The sequence below is a fragment of the Proteiniclasticum sp. genome (genome assembly GCF_032054185.1).
Classification (GTDB): domain Bacteria; phylum Bacillota; class Clostridia; order Clostridiales; family Clostridiaceae; genus Proteiniclasticum.
Genome location: NZ_DAMBTF010000006.1, coordinates 1 through 14,414, shown reverse-complemented (window position 1 = coordinate 14,414; position 14,414 = coordinate 1). Strand labels below are relative to the sequence as shown.

Genomic DNA, 14,414 nt, shown 5'->3' with positions numbered 1-14,414 from the left:
TATACTCATTCGATTTCACATTAAAGGATTCGGAGAAGATATGTGGAATAATAAAATGTAGGAGGGATGATCTTGAATATTAGAGAGAGAATTGAAAGAAATGAAGAACTTACTTTGATAGAAGAGGCATGTTTTTCAAAGAATTCTAAAGGTAGAGAAGCTTACGAGGAACTGGACTCTTATAGAACCTGTTTTATGCATGATCGGGATCGCATCATACATTCCAAATCTTTCAGACGATTGAAACATAAGACTCAGGTGTATATCAAGACTACCGGAGATCATTACAGAACCAGACTTACTCATACACTGGAAGTATCTCAGATCGCCCGAACCATAGCAAGAGGTATTGCTGTTAATGAAGATCTTGTTGAAGCCATAACACTAGGTCACGATATCGGACATGTTGCATTTGCACATAATGGTGAAGAAGTATTGAATGAGAGGCTTCCTGGAGGATTCAGGCATAATGAACAATCTATCAGAGTACTGAAAAAACTTGAGAAAGATGGAAAAGGTCTTAATATTACAATTGAAGTGTTAGATGGTATTCTGCATCACAGCGGACTGAAAAGCGGAGATGATTCCAGGACCCTGGAAGGACAGATAGCACGATTTGCAGATAAGATTGCCTATGTCAATCATGATATAGATGATTCTATACGAGCTGGTCTTTTAAATCCACGAGATCTTCCAGAAGAGTACACAGGTGTTCTTGGTGAGACCCACAGCAGAAGAATCGATACACTGGTCAGAAATCTTGTGGATAAGACCAATGAAAATCTCGCAGACGGGATCAAGCGTGTAGAACTGCCAGAAGCAACATTCAATGCGCTTTATGGGCTTAGATCTTTTCTTTTCAAAAACATCTATCATGGTATGCATCTGAAAGATGAAAGAGAAAAAGCGAAATTTGTATTGGGTAAGCTGTTTGACAATTATATGGATAATGTTCAGGATATGCCTGAACTTTACAGGTATATTGCTGAAGAAGAAGGTGCGGAAAGAGCGGTAGCTGATTTTATTGCTGGTATGACTGATGATTATGCGATTATACTGTTCAACCAGATATATGTACCAAAAATTGTCATCTACTGATCTTAATGTTATAATTTATGTTTGTACAATGAAAAAAAGGTGTGAATTAATTGTTTGTTGCAGAAGAGATAATAGAAAAAATCAAAGAAAGTAATGACATTGTAGATATTATCTCTGAGAGTGTTCCCCTCAAAAGGGTAGGACGTAATTATTGGGGACTATGTCCATTCCATAGTGAAAAAACGCCATCCTTCAGTGTGACAAGAGAAAAACAGCTATTCAAGTGTTTTGGCTGTGGTGAAGGCGGCAATGTCATTACTTTTATCATGAAGACAAAGAATCTGGATTTCAATGAATCTTTAAGGATACTGGCTGATAAAGCCAATATTACCTTGGAAGAAACTGCAGAGAATAAAAAAAGCCATGACAGACTTGAAATTTATTACAAGATGCATGTCGATGCTGCAAGATTTTTTTTCAAGAACTTAAGTGATCATAAGGACATCCGAGAGTATTTTTACAGAAGAGGTATTACCGACCATACCATCAGGACATTTGGACTTGGGTATGCACTTAATTCCTGGGACAGTCTGCTCAAATATCTGAAAGCGATGAATTATAGAGAGGACGACATTGTAAAAGGTGGTCTTGCGACTAAAAATGAAAAAGGCAAAGTATATGACAGATTCAGAAACCGCATTATTTTCCCGGTTTTTGATGTAAGAGGAAGAGTGATCGCATTTGGTGCCAGAGTCATGGATGATTCCAAGCCCAAATATCTCAATTCTCCAGAAACGCCCATCTACAACAAAGGCACCCATTTATATGGATTGAATTTTGCTCGAAAAAACAGCAAAGAAAAAAGCCTTATTATCGTAGAGGGGTATATGGACTGTATCAGCCTCAGTCAGGCAGGAGTTAAAAATGCGGTTGCATCACTGGGAACAGCATTGACAAAGATACAGGCAAGGCTATTGAGAAGAAACTCCGAAGAAGTGTATATCTCGTACGATGCGGATAATGCCGGACAGGCGGCTACAGTTAGAGGTCTTGACATACTGAGAGCTGAGGGAATCGATGTAAAAGTGATCCTCATTCCTGAAGGCAAAGATCCGGATGACTATATCCGAAAAGAAGGACTGGACAAATATCTGCAGCTTGTCAATAAGGCTCTGCCTCTCATCGACTATAAAATTCAGAAAGCTAAAGAAGGACTGAATATCAGAGAAGATTCAGGCAGAATCGCTTATGCCAAAAGAGTAGTGGGTATCCTGAATGATCTGGATCCCATCGAGAAAGATGTCTATGTTCAGAAAGTAAGTGAAGATACGGGCATATCAGAGAACGCGCTGATGAGTCTTATGAAGGGTGATGAGGAAGGGATCAGAATCATGGATACTTCATCCATGAAGAAGACCCTCCATATTGAATCCGCCCATATCAAAGCAGAAAGGGCACTTCTGAAGATATTGTCTAAAGCACCCTATCTTAAGGACAGGATTCAGCTTGAAGATTTTATTTTACCAAGTCACAGGAAAATATATCGGATCATCACTTCATATGAAGGACCAAAGGAAAACATCACTGGATATGTTGAAAGCCACTGCAATGATATTGAAACATCAAAGGAGTGGACAATCACAACAGAACTTGTGGAAATACCTGATATTGATGTGGATATTCTGATTGATGATTTCATGAAAACCATCAATCACTATAAAGGAATTTTAACCCAGAAGGAGCTCATGGTTGAAATCAGAGAGCTGGAAAAGCAAGGGCGGACACAGGAATCACTTGAACTTGCAAAGAAATTGATCGAGCTTCAGAAGACTTTAGGGAGGTATTAAAATGGCAGCAAAGAAGAAGACTACAAATGATGAAATTAATATATCTGAAGAGATATTGGAAGAGGAGTTAAACCCACAAGTGAAAGAGAAAGAAGTAAAAACCGTAAAAACCAGAAAGAAACCCAAAGCAGATAACGAAATTATAGAGGATGCTGAAGTTTTGGAAGAGACAGCAAAAGATGTGAAGACACCGAAAGTCAGAAAAAAGAAGAAGACATCAGCTGATTCTGAAATTGTTCCTGATGAGGAAAATATGGACAGTGATGACTTGCTTGATGATGATGATGATGATCTGAAATCAGACAAGAAAACCCATGATAAGGATTTCCAGATGTCGGTTGTCAAAAAGCTCATCGATAAAGGCAAGAAGACAGGTAGCATTACTGAAAAAGAGATACTGGATGATCTTCAGGAAATTGATCTTTCCCCTGAACAGATCGATAAGATCTATGAAACACTGGAAGGACTGAATATTGAAATTATCGGTGATGTTGAAGAGGAAGAAGAAACCGAAGTGGATCTTTCTGTTCCAGAAGGCGTTGCCATAGATGATCCTGTAAGAATGTATCTGAAGGAAATAGGTAAAGTTCCACTTTTAACTTCCGAACAGGAGGTCGCACTGGCAAAAAGAATAGAGGCAGGAGATGAATATGCTGCGAAGCAGCTTGCTGAAGCCAACCTTAGACTGGTTGTCTCCATCGCTAAAAGATATGTCGGACGTGGAATGCTCTTCCTTGATCTAATTCAGGAAGGAAATCTGGGTCTGATCAAGGCTGTAGAAAAGTTTGACTTCACAAAGGGATTCAAGTTCTCGACATATGCAACCTGGTGGATCAGACAGGCAATCACTAGAGCGATAGCTGACCAGGCAAGAACAATCAGAATCCCCGTACATATGGTCGAAACGATCAATAAACTGATCAGAGTAGAAAGACAGCTGCTTCAGGAACTGGGTAGAGCTCCTCAGGCGGAAGAAATCGCAGAGATTATGGAGATGGCTCCTGAAAAGGTCAGAGAAATCATGAAAATCGCCCAGGAACCGGTATCACTGGAGACACCAATCGGTGAAGAAGAGGACAGTCATCTTGGTGATTTCATCCCGGATGACGATGCTTTAGCACCTGCCGAAGCTGCTGCATTCACTATGCTTAAAGAACAGCTGATCAGTGTTCTGGATACTTTAACACCAAGAGAAGAAAAAGTTCTTCGACTCAGATTCGGCCTGGATGATGGAAGATCAAGAACACTTGAAGAAGTCGGAAAAGAGTTCAATGTGACCAGAGAAAGAATCAGACAGATTGAAGCGAAAGCACTCAGAAAACTGAGACATCCTTCAAGAAGCAAAAAGCTGAAAGATTATCTTGATTAATATAAGGCTACTAAGAGCAGAGGCACTACAAAAGTGCTTCTGTTTTTTCACGCCAATTCCGTATATAACATTTACAGGATCTTTACATGAGAGCAGTCCGGAGAGATAGGGAACTGAGTCACTGTAAGGATTTCATCCGAATGAGTATATTATTGACAGAACATCGAATTTGACACTGAACTTTCAAAAACTATCCATATTGCTATGCTATAATTATCGTGGGTGATTATTATGATATTTATTCCTGAAAAGGCGCAATTTTTAAATAAACTCATGACATTATTATCTTTGGGTCTGATTGTTATGATTATAATTCTTCAGGTCAGCGATAATGTTCTGACGAAAAGTTTAATGATGCTTCTCATCATTTCTTTACTTATCGTAGGCGCATCTTTTCTCATATTTATGAAGACATTATATTATAAGGTTGGAGAAGGTATTGTTACAATCGGCAGTATCTTCAGGTTTACAGATATACACATTAAAATAGAAAATATTGTGTATTTTACTGAAAGAATTACATTGCTTGATCAGAGTGGAATTGCCGGTATGCTGAGTAAGAGGTTTTCTGTAGGCAAGGGTTATATTGAAGGGCTTGGTAAGGTGGATATGTATATCACCAGTTCCAAGAAAACCATTTTTTTCGGAACCGAAAAGGGAAACTATGGAATATCGCCTGCAGACATGGCGGGATTTTCTGCTCTTCTGAAGAAGAATGGTGTAAAAGAGGAATTCATCATACGAGATGTGCTGGATAAGGACATCCGGGAAAGTGCAGATAAGCTGAAACATTTCTTTCTGCTGAATGCGGTAATGGTGCTTATACTTGTGGAAATACCGATTGTTCTGCTCTACCTAGGGCGCTTACCGGAATATGTGTCGATCAGTCAGCTGGATACTTCAATGCTTTCCTATGTTCCGGCAAAAGTTTATGTGGACAGCACGGTAGCTTATGGGATTATGGCTTTTATGATTGCTTTGCTTGCATTTGTGCTTGCGAAGTTCTATTCTAAAATTGACAAGATTTACTATTATCGTGTCATGCTGATTCCGCTTGTGATCAGTGTCCTTTTACTGCTGAATCTGGCAAATATCCTCATACCCATATTGCTGTGAAATCAGTGTTATAATTGATATATTGAATAATAAATACAAGGAGTTTTTATGGATATAAGTTCGAGACTGGATCATGTGGTGGAAATGATTCCCGATTGTGATGCTGTGGCAGATATCGGAACCGATCATGGATATGTTCTTATCGCTCTCCTGAAGAGACGAAAAATCAGAAGGGGTATTGCATCAGATAATAAGAAGAAACCTCTTGAGAAGGCTATGATGAACGCCAGAGAGGAAGGTGTTGCATCACATCTTGATTTTCGGCTTGGAAGCGGGTTTGATACCCTTACACCGGGGGAAGTCAGTGGGGCAGTTATTGCTGGAATGGGTGGAATACTGATACAGGAGCTGATAACGAGCTCTCCTGAAATCGTACAATCTCTTGATTTTCTCCTATTACAGCCAGCGCAGAATCCCGAGATTTTGAGGAAATTTCTTTATGAGAATAATTTCAGTGTTTTAGATGAAGAGATCATAAAAGAAGATCGCAGGTATTATGAATACATCATGGTTAAATATGATGAGAACAAAACATGCAGCCTGAACAATCTTTCAGGTTACAGTGTAGGAGATATCCTGTACAGAAAAAAACATCCCCTTATGGAAGACTTTCTGAATGATAAAATAAAAGAGCTTGAAGTGATTCTCAGCAAAATAGATTTGTCTTCAGAAAATGCCAGAAACAGACAAATAGAAATCAATAAAAAAATAAATGAGCTAAGGAGATTAAGAGATGGTAGCGCTGGTTAAGGATTTTATGAAGATGGTTGAGTCGCATGCTCCTGTTTCATATCAGGAGGAATACGATAACGTGGGACTTATGGTGGGTGATGAGAAGGCTGAAATAAAGGGCATCCTATTCTCCATGGACACCACTTCAAGTGTCATTGAGGAGGCGAAGGAAAAGGGTGCGAATCTTATTGTTTCACATCACCCGATGCTTTTTGTCAAACCCAGAAGCATAACAACAAAAACTATGCAGGGCAAAAAAATCATTGAGCTGATACGAAATGACATCAACGTCTATGCAGCCCATACAAATCTTGATTCTGTAAAGGATGGGATGAATGACACGATAGTTAAAATGTTTGATTACATTGATTTCGATATTATTGATCAGTGTCCTTTTGATTTTGACTCGGGAATCGGAAGAATCGTTTACCTTAGACGAGCAACTAAACTTAGTGACTTCATACAGAAAACCAAGAAAGTACTTGGGGTCGAGACTTTGAGATACTCCGGTGATCTTGACCAGTGTGTCAGAAGAATCGCCATCATCAACGGAAGCGGACAGAGTTATTTCAAAAAGGCGGTTGCCCAAGGAGCCGATTGTATTCTGACCGGAGATACCACTTATCATAGTGTACAGGAGCTTGAAGAGCTGGGTATTGCAGTAGTGGACCCGGGACATTACTTCTCGGAAAAACTTGTCTATTACAATATAATGAACCGGATGGTCAAAGAGTTTTCCGTATGTTATGAAGGGCCTGTCTACTTCAGCGAAATAGAGAAGGATCCTTACAAGTTTGTATAATCCTGGACTGCAGTTTTCGCTTGAATGTAGAGCCGTTCAAGTTGGTTCCTCGGCTGAAGTTTACAAAACAGCGTAATTCTGCTATTATGATTAAGCAAGTAAGTCAGATAATCGCTGCTGATTTTAATCAGGAGAGGAAAGTCCGAGCATCGTAGAGCAGGGTGCTGGGTAACTCCCAGTGAGGGTGACCTTAAGGAAAGTGCAACAGAGAGATACCGCCTCATTTTGAGGTAAGGGTGGAAAGGTGAGGTAAGAGCTCACCAGCGCAATGGTGACTTTGCGGCTATGTAAACCCCATTTGATGCAAGGCCGAATAGAGGGACATTTTGGAGCTGCTCGTTCCGTCCCCGGGTGCGCCGCTTGAGCCATATAGAAATGTATGGCCTAGACAGATGATTATCAAATACAGAACTCGGCTTATAGATTTGCTTGCACCATTGATGACTGGTATTAACCAGTCATTTTTTGTTGGGGCTATTTTGATTTGTCATCAATAAGTAACTGCTTTGTCATTCCTCAACGGGTTGCATTCCATATAATATAAATATAGATATATCAACCAATAGGAGGATAAGAAAATGAAAAAGAGTTTATATTTTGTTCTTGCTGTTATAGTAGCAATCTCCGGATATGCACTATTCGGCGGTAAAGGGGATCAGCCTGCAGAAGAACCAGTAAAAGTGGATGTTAAGGGAATGGATTTCAGTGAGGAACTCGTATTAAAAGAAATCAAATATGATAAGTCTACCAATATATTAAGTTATGAACTTGAAAATAATACGGGTAAGATTTTAGATTACGGGTTTGCATTTAATCTGATGAAGCTTACACAAGACAATACATTGAAAGAAACTGGTCTTACAGATGATATGGCGTTTATTGAAATGCTTGCAAGTGTTGAACCGGGGAAGAGTGCCACGGATGAAATCCGTTTTGAGCTCATCGAAAAGACAATAGAACCAGGAAGATACTATGTAATAAGAAAGTATATGGATAGAGAAGGCAAAGACCATATTCCTGAAGTATCATTCGAAGTAACTGAAAATGACATACTGCCTGTAAAGTAAGGTGTTTGACAGAAATGAATTAGGATAACAAAAAGCGATGAAATTCATCGCTTTTTTTGCTGCTTCCTATCTGTGACTGGATCTCGCCATTCTTCTATAGGTATGACGTCTGCCTCTCATGGTTATGGAGAGCCTTAAAATGTTTTCGGGTGGTGTCATACCTGATACACCTGCATCACCTGTATGCTGAACATCAGCACCTGCCATTTTAGACATCTGTGCAACACTTTCTATGAAAGATTCGGTTGAGCCTTCCTGGCTTGTTCCGATGGTTGTCATGGCCAGTGCACCTTCATTATGTATGGAATCCACGAATCCCTTGACCAGTTCCACCGTAAATCCAGGTACGGTTCCAGGAGCTGGAATGAGTATGATATCTGCTCCGGCTGAAACGAAGTTTTTAATGGTTTCCTGATCGTAAATATTCCCGGCTCCAGCCCCATGCATTTTGCCGGCTACAATGAGGAAATCTTCTCCAAGTATTTTTCTTGCCCGTCTGATGCCATCGGTTATGCCCTGACTGGTTACACCAGTATTTGGATTAGCTGTAATGACGATGTAATCAAAACCCAGTTTTTTGACTTTTTCCAGATTTTTTTCACTGCATCTCAGCCCTGCAGGATAGGTGCTGTTCTCTGGTACAGGTTCCAGATTAACACCGAGAAACCTGCCCACAATTTTTTTGAAATCCTGAATATAGTTTTCGTTGCTTAGGTTCCGTCGGACAATATCCTCGAATGATTTAACATACTCCGGTATACCGTGATAGGGACTGATTTTAGAATCGTCATAGCCGAATATGAAAGGTGCATCGAAGTTAAAGGTGTTGAGCGTAATCATATCTGCGCTGAACGCTGCAGCAGTCTCAGGATTTGAAACTCCATCAAGAAGGGGGAACGTGCTGATGATTGTTTCACACATGAGGGTTCTTCCTTCTGATTGTGAAATGGCAGAAAGGATATCCTGCCTTTTCATTTTAAAGAAATCATCATAGAACAGGTCAAACATTCTCATAAAATAACCTCCGTTGATTAAATGCTATAAGAAGATTCTATCATAAGGACACATAAATTATCTGTTAACAGCGCGCAAAAAATCGCCACCGAAAGTCATGGCGAAATCCAAATTATGAGATAAACCTGTAAATTATAACTGAATTTAATTTATAATGGTTACAATCTAGAACTATTATTGTATAATGGAAGAAATCAGCTGTATGCCTGTTTTCTGAATTCCATTGGCGTCATGCTGGTCATCTTCTTAAAGATGATTGTATAGTAGTTCTGATTGGAAAAGCCTACTGACAAAGCAATATCCAGAACAGAACGGTTATCTTTAAGGAGCTGTCTCTTACTTTTTTCGATTCTCACCAGATTGACATAGCTGGTGAATGTTACGCCTGTTTCTTTCTTGAACAGTGTACAGAAATAGCTTTTATTGAGATTAAGATGTCCGATGATCGTGTCAAGAGTGATGTTCTCTTTATAATGAGCCTGTATATAATTCATCGCTCTTCTCACATTAAGACTGTAGCATCCTGCACATCCCTTCTTGGGGCAGAGATCTAAGGTCTGGTTAAGAGGAGCCATATAAAGATTATTCGAGTAACAGATGTCAAGACTGTTGATCCGTTCAAGATCATCCTGATTGTATGGCCCCATGATGATGAAACCGTCTTTTGGCCGGGTTTTATTGATAAAGTAAGCTGTATAATTATATCCGCTTTCACTTGTCAGGGTCAAAGATGTATAGCTTGTGTCTGAATGACTCGTCATCTTATCAAGCAGTTTATTGATGATACTATAATCTCCATATCTGTAGTGGTCTCCACCACTATACTGGATCTTACCATCATGGCTATATGCGCTGACGGCAATAAACGTGCCGGCATAGAAGTCCTCAGCCACTTCTCTGGGATTCCTTTCGATGAACAAATTGGACCTCTCCTTTCTTTTACCCAAATATCGTTATAAAAAAACAAATACTGAGTTAGATAATCTTTCACCTGTTTGATATTATAAGTGAGAATGATTATCAATTTCGTTATGTCCAATTATATCAATTTTTGAAGTGAGGTGTCAAATGTAATGGAGCTTTCCGTTATAAGATATGAAGAATAAACACTTAATTATTGCAGCAGTTATCTTATCCGTAGTTTCATTATTTATCGGCGCCAAAGCAATTTCATTTCAGGAACTGATTAATGGGGGAGAAACCGAAATGATTGTCCTTGTACTCAGCAGGGTGCCAAGGCTGATCAGCATTCTGGTCACCGGGATGGCTTTAAGTATCTCGGGGCTTATCATGCAGCAGATTACAAGGAACAAATTTGTTTCACCCAGTACCGCTGCAACCATGGACTCAGCAAGATTCGGGATTCTGTTTTCCATGCTGCTCATGCCTGGAATGCATGTTATGGGAAAAATGGCCATCGCATTTATCTTTGCTTTAGCGGGAACATTTCTTTTTATGTTCATTCTGAAAAAAGTGAAGGTCAAAAACGTGATCATTATTCCTCTTGTGGGTATTATGCTGGGTAACCTGATTGATTCCGTAACCACGTTTGTGGCATACCGGTTCGATCTCATACAGAACATCAACTCATGGCTTCAGGGGAGTTTTTCCATGGTTACCAAGGGAAGATATGAGATTATCTATATCACCATTCCACTTGGCATCCTTGCGTATCTCTTTGCCAATAAATTTACCATTGCGGGGATGGGCGAAGATTTTTCTAAGAATCTTGGATTGAACTACCACCTTGTGGTCAATATCGGTCTGACCATCGTCTCACTGATTTCCAGTGCGGTTCTGGTGACCATCGGAAGTATTCCCTTTATCGGTCTTGTGGTGCCGAATATAGTTTCCATGATTCGGGGAGATAACCTCAAGAACAGTCTGGGTACAACAGCACTTCTTGGTGCGGTATTTCTTCTGTTTGCCGATATTCTCGGCAGAGTGATTATCTATCCCTATGAAATTTCCATATCCCTGACTGTTGGAGTGCTTGGAAGCATCATCTTCATCTATCTGATTTTCAAGGGGGTGAAGAAATAGCATGAAGAAGAAACTCATTATTCTCAGTCTGTTTCTGATTCTCGGTATAGCACTCTTCCTTTTTCTGGGACTCAGTGAAAAGAACTATGCTTATGCGCTTTCCAGGAGAATCCCGAAAATCATTGCCATCGTTCTTACGGGTGCAGCCATTGCCTACTCTTCATTGGTCTTTCAGACTGTGACGGAAAATCGGATATTGACACCGAGTGTACTTGGACTCGATGCTTTATATGTATTCATCCAGACCGTCATCATATTCTTTATCGGATCTCAGGCTCTGGCAAAAGTGGACAGCCGTATAACCTTTATGGTCTCTGTTCTTTTAATGGTCGTCTTCAGTGTAGGAATACTGGGTCTGATTCTTAAAAAGGTGAAAGGCAATATCTACCTTTTACTGTTAGTGGGTATCATTACAGGGACGCTCTTTAGAAGCGGATCATCCTTTATACAGGTGATTATCGATCCGAATGAGTTCCTGATTCTTCAGGGCAGCCTGTTTGCAAGTTTCAACAATGTGAATACCGAAGTTCTTGTCATTTCGGGAATCTTTCTCGTATCGGCTATGGCTTATGGGATGACAAGGACAAATGAACTCGATGTGCTTTCACTTGGAAGAGACAATGCCATAAACCTTGGCGTCAATCATAAAAGCCTCGTGAATACTATGCTTGTGATTGTGGCCATACTTATATCTGTATCCACAGCTCTTGTAGGACCCATCACATTCCTCGGAATTCTGGTGACGAATCTTTCAAGAGAACTGCTCAAGACCTACAAACACAGTTATCTCATCGCAGGGGCTATGCTGATCAGCTCGACGGCGCTGGTTTACGGACAGCTTCTGGTGGAAAGAATTTTCGTCTTCTCAACCCCCATCAGTGTCATCATCAACTTTATCGGTGGACTGTACTTCATCTATCTGTTATTAAGGGAGAATCAGTTATGATCAGTGTAAGAAATCTCACGAAAAGATATGAAAACAAGGAAGTGGTCAAAGACGTTACTCTGAATATTGAAAAAGGATTGATCACATCCTTCATCGGACCAAACGGAGCAGGGAAAAGTACGCTTCTGTCCATGATTTCAAGACTTATGGAAGCTAACGATGGAGATGTTCAGATTGATGGAATTTCGCTTAAGAACTGGAAATCCAAGGAGCTTGCACAGAAAATATCCATCCTCAGACAAAGCAATAATCTGAATGTCAGGCTCACGGTAAGAGAACTGGTCGCTTTTGGAAGATTCCCATATTCAAAAGGTAATCTGACTGAGGAAGATAATCAGTTTATCGATCAGGCCATCGATTATCTGAAACTGAAAGACATCGAGGACTGCTATATCAATGAACTCTCCGGTGGGCAGAAGCAGAGAGCCTATATCGCCATGGTCATCGCGCAGGATACTGAATACATTCTGCTGGATGAGCCTTTAAACAACCTGGATATGAAGCATGCAGTAGAAATCATGAAGATCCTCAGAAACATCGTTGATGATCTGGGTAAAACAGTTGTGATCGTAATTCACGACATCAATTTCGCTTCCTGCTATTCAGATAAGATTGTCGCTCTTCAGGACGGTAAAATCAGATACTATGACGATACCGATAAAATCATCAATTCCGAGGTGCTAAATGACGTATTCGATATGGAATTTAATGTGCATCATCTCGGAGGAAAGAAAATCTGTACTTACTATGAAGAAGGTGCTTGTGACTGCAAACATGGAGACTGTATCCATAACAGCCGTCATCTGACCATCGTTCAGTAATCGGCAAAGATCAATAATTGTAAATGATAATAATTAATCGACAAAAAGAAAAATAACAATATGAGGTGTAATCATGACAAACAAGAAGAATATTATGTTATCCGGTATTTTACTATCAGCAGTGATGCTTTTATCAGCATGCGGGAGCAGCGCAAAGGCAGAAACTCCTGCGGAAACGCCAACTGATGCAAATGTGCAGTCGCCGGGAGAAACATCGGAGGAATCAGGCAATATGACCATAACTCATGAACTGGGTGAGGTGACACTTGAAAAGAATCCTGAAACTGTAGTGGTATTTGATTATGGACTTCTCGATATCATGGATAATCTGGGAATTGAAGTTTCAGGGCTACCCATGGGAAATATTCCATCATTCCTTGAAAAGTATAATGATGAAGCTGTATATAAGAATGTCGGTACCTTAAAAGAACCAGATTTTGAAGCAGTCTTTGAGATGGAACCAGATGTGATCTTCATCTCCGGAAGAACAGCAGCGGCATATGAAGAGCTTTCAAAGATTGCACCTACCGTATATCTTACAGTAGACAATGCGGACTACATGAGCTCAGTTGAGGCTAATGCAGAGCTTATCGGAGAACTCTTCGGTGAGAAAGATAAGGCATCAGAAAAGTTCAGCGAACTGACCGGAAAAGTAGAGAACATTAAAGCCGAAGTTGCAAAACTGGACGAAAATGCACTGATCATACTAGCGAATGACGGATCTTTAAGCTCATATGGCTCAGTATCAAGATTTGGAATTCTGCATAACACATTAGGATTCAAAGAAGCAGATGAGAATATTGAAGACTCTACTCATGGACAGAGTGTAACCTATGAATACATTCTGGAGAAGAATCCTGAGAATCTCTTCATTATCGATAGAGCAGCTGTGGTAGGAGGGGAAACGATTGCCTCATCCACCATGGATAATGACATCATCAAAGAGACAGAAGCATTCAAAAACAATAAGATTCACTACCTCAACCCTGAAGTATGGTACATCACTTCAGGTGGATTCACCGGTACAGGCATGATGCTTGATGAAGTGGAGAAGGTGCTCGGTAAATAGCATACATGCTCATTTCATTTAAACCGAAAATATAGAAACACAATTAAAATATACGGACTCCTTTCCAATTCAGCCTAGCAGAGAAAGACCGGGAACATCTCCCGGTTTTTCTGCTGGGCTTTTATTGATGTTATCAGCCGATAAATAAATATTTTCTGGGATAATACCTGTAATTGATTCATCTGATAAGTCATTATTCTGTTCTCATTGTTGTATTTTTATCATAAACCAACAGGAAGACTACCTCCTCCAAGAGAATCGCGGGAGAGTATTGTTCAACCCTTGACTGATGACAAAGAATACATTAGGGTTAAATTAAACTCATAGATCGGAGAAGAGGTAACTTAACAGCTGCCAGAATCTTATAAAATGCTATGAAAAGCTGCAAATTTTATAAGATTGATTCAAAGCAGTTTCTGTGGATGATGTTGTCGTGGACCATCTGAAAAAGTTGCCAAAGAAACCCAGGTTTAAAAGCAGAAAAAGATCGAAGGTTTCGTTCTACAATGACAACGTGAAGCTGAAATTCAAGGACAAATCGGTTCTCATT

Annotated in this window: 13 protein-coding genes, 1 other RNA gene and 1 pseudogene; 13 read left to right on the top strand and 2 right to left on the bottom strand. The window is 40.0% G+C overall.

Going from position 1 to position 14,414, the window contains the following annotated elements:
* Positions 1-72: 72 nt before the first annotated feature.
* The 8 genes from RTX25_RS04560 to RTX25_RS04525 all read left to right on the top strand — a co-directional run bounded on the left by RTX25_RS04560 (position 73) and on the right by RTX25_RS04525 (position 7,971).
* Positions 73-1,098, top strand: coding sequence for a deoxyguanosinetriphosphate triphosphohydrolase (locus tag RTX25_RS04560; RefSeq protein ID WP_312651011.1), 1,026 nt, complete (start codon positions 73-75; stop codon positions 1,096-1,098).
* A gap of 50 nt (positions 1,099-1,148) precedes the next feature.
* The gene (gene dnaG, locus RTX25_RS04555; RefSeq protein WP_312651010.1) at positions 1,149-2,885 is read left to right on the top strand and encodes a DNA primase; all 1,737 of its coding nucleotides are present in this window, start codon (positions 1,149-1,151) and stop codon (positions 2,883-2,885) included.
* A gap of 253 nt (positions 2,886-3,138) precedes the next feature.
* Positions 3,139-4,254 (top strand): RNA polymerase sigma factor RpoD, encoded by a 1,116-nt coding sequence (gene rpoD / locus RTX25_RS04550; RefSeq protein ID WP_312651356.1) that lies wholly within the window; start codon positions 3,139-3,141, stop codon positions 4,252-4,254.
* A 303-nt stretch (positions 4,255-4,557) separates the two neighbouring features.
* Positions 4,558-5,370, top strand: a complete 813-nt coding sequence (locus tag RTX25_RS04545) for a PH domain-containing protein (RefSeq protein WP_312651008.1) — start codon at positions 4,558-4,560, stop codon at positions 5,368-5,370.
* 48 nt (positions 5,371-5,418) lie between these two features.
* Entirely contained in the window at positions 5,419-6,120 is a 702-nt protein-coding gene (locus RTX25_RS04540; protein ID WP_312651006.1) for a class I SAM-dependent methyltransferase, read from the top strand.
* Complete coding sequence (locus RTX25_RS04535; RefSeq protein WP_312651003.1) at positions 6,104-6,904, top strand: Nif3-like dinuclear metal center hexameric protein; 801 nt, start codon at positions 6,104-6,106, stop codon at positions 6,902-6,904. The genes RTX25_RS04540 and RTX25_RS04535 overlap by 17 nt, the downstream gene beginning before the upstream one ends.
* 95 nt (positions 6,905-6,999) lie before the next feature.
* An RNA gene (rnpB, locus tag RTX25_RS04530) (RNase P RNA component class A) lies at positions 7,000-7,340 on the top strand.
* Positions 7,341-7,482: 142 nt separating this feature from the next.
* Complete coding sequence (locus RTX25_RS04525; RefSeq protein ID WP_312651000.1) at positions 7,483-7,971, top strand: immunoglobulin-like domain-containing protein; 489 nt, start codon at positions 7,483-7,485, stop codon at positions 7,969-7,971.
* Between the two features lie 66 nt (positions 7,972-8,037).
* Here the strand turns inward: RTX25_RS04525 and RTX25_RS04520 are convergent, their stop codons facing one another.
* Both RTX25_RS04520 and RTX25_RS04515 read right to left on the bottom strand, forming a co-directional pair.
* Complete coding sequence (locus RTX25_RS04520; protein ID WP_312650998.1) at positions 8,038-8,985, bottom strand: hypothetical protein; 948 nt, start codon at positions 8,983-8,985, stop codon at positions 8,038-8,040.
* A gap of 194 nt (positions 8,986-9,179) precedes the next feature.
* Positions 9,180-9,905: an AraC family transcriptional regulator gene (locus tag RTX25_RS04515; RefSeq protein WP_312650995.1), complete on the bottom strand. Its 726-nt coding sequence runs from the start codon at positions 9,903-9,905 to the stop codon at positions 9,180-9,182.
* Between the two features lie 175 nt (positions 9,906-10,080).
* On the opposite strand from RTX25_RS04515, the gene RTX25_RS04510 reads away from it, so the two are divergent.
* The 5 genes and pseudogenes from RTX25_RS04510 to RTX25_RS14585 form a co-directional block, all read left to right on the top strand.
* On the top strand, positions 10,081-11,028 hold the full coding sequence (locus RTX25_RS04510) for an ABC transporter permease (protein WP_312650992.1): 948 nt from the start codon (positions 10,081-10,083) through the stop codon (positions 11,026-11,028).
* A gap of 1 nt (position 11,029) precedes the next feature.
* Entirely contained in the window at positions 11,030-11,974 is a 945-nt protein-coding gene (locus RTX25_RS04505; RefSeq protein WP_312650988.1) for an iron chelate uptake ABC transporter family permease subunit, read from the top strand.
* Positions 11,971-12,795, top strand: a complete 825-nt coding sequence (locus RTX25_RS04500; RefSeq protein WP_312650985.1) for an ATP-binding cassette domain-containing protein — start codon at positions 11,971-11,973, stop codon at positions 12,793-12,795. Before RTX25_RS04505 ends, RTX25_RS04500 begins: the two co-directional genes overlap by 4 nt.
* Positions 12,796-12,868: 73 nt before the next feature.
* On the top strand, positions 12,869-13,864 hold the full coding sequence (locus RTX25_RS04495) for a siderophore ABC transporter substrate-binding protein (protein ID WP_312650982.1): 996 nt from the start codon (positions 12,869-12,871) through the stop codon (positions 13,862-13,864).
* Positions 13,865-14,309: 445 nt separating this feature from the next.
* Positions 14,310-14,414: pseudogene (locus tag RTX25_RS14585) on the top strand (RNA-guided endonuclease TnpB family protein); the annotation flags it as partial.

Coding starts and splice junctions, on each gene's coding strand:
- rpoD (WP_312651356.1), top strand. CDS start 3,139: ATGGACAGTGATGACTTGCTTGATGATGATGATGATGATCTGAAATCA.
- RTX25_RS04545 (WP_312651008.1), top strand. CDS start 4,558: ATGATTATAATTCTTCAGGTCAGCGATAATGTTCTGACGAAAAGTTTA.
- RTX25_RS04540 (WP_312651006.1), top strand. CDS start 5,419: ATGGATATAAGTTCGAGACTGGATCATGTGGTGGAAATGATTCCCGAT.
- RTX25_RS04535 (WP_312651003.1), top strand. CDS start 6,104: ATGGTAGCGCTGGTTAAGGATTTTATGAAGATGGTTGAGTCGCATGCT.
- RTX25_RS04525 (WP_312651000.1), top strand. CDS start 7,483: ATGAAAAAGAGTTTATATTTTGTTCTTGCTGTTATAGTAGCAATCTCC.
- RTX25_RS04520 (WP_312650998.1), bottom strand. CDS start 8,985: ATGAGAATGTTTGACCTGTTCTATGATGATTTCTTTAAAATGAAAAGG.
- RTX25_RS04510 (WP_312650992.1), top strand. CDS start 10,081: ATGAAGAATAAACACTTAATTATTGCAGCAGTTATCTTATCCGTAGTT.
- RTX25_RS04505 (WP_312650988.1), top strand. CDS start 11,030: ATGAAGAAGAAACTCATTATTCTCAGTCTGTTTCTGATTCTCGGTATA.
- RTX25_RS04500 (WP_312650985.1), top strand. CDS start 11,971: ATGATCAGTGTAAGAAATCTCACGAAAAGATATGAAAACAAGGAAGTG.
- RTX25_RS04495 (WP_312650982.1), top strand. CDS start 12,869: ATGACAAACAAGAAGAATATTATGTTATCCGGTATTTTACTATCAGCA.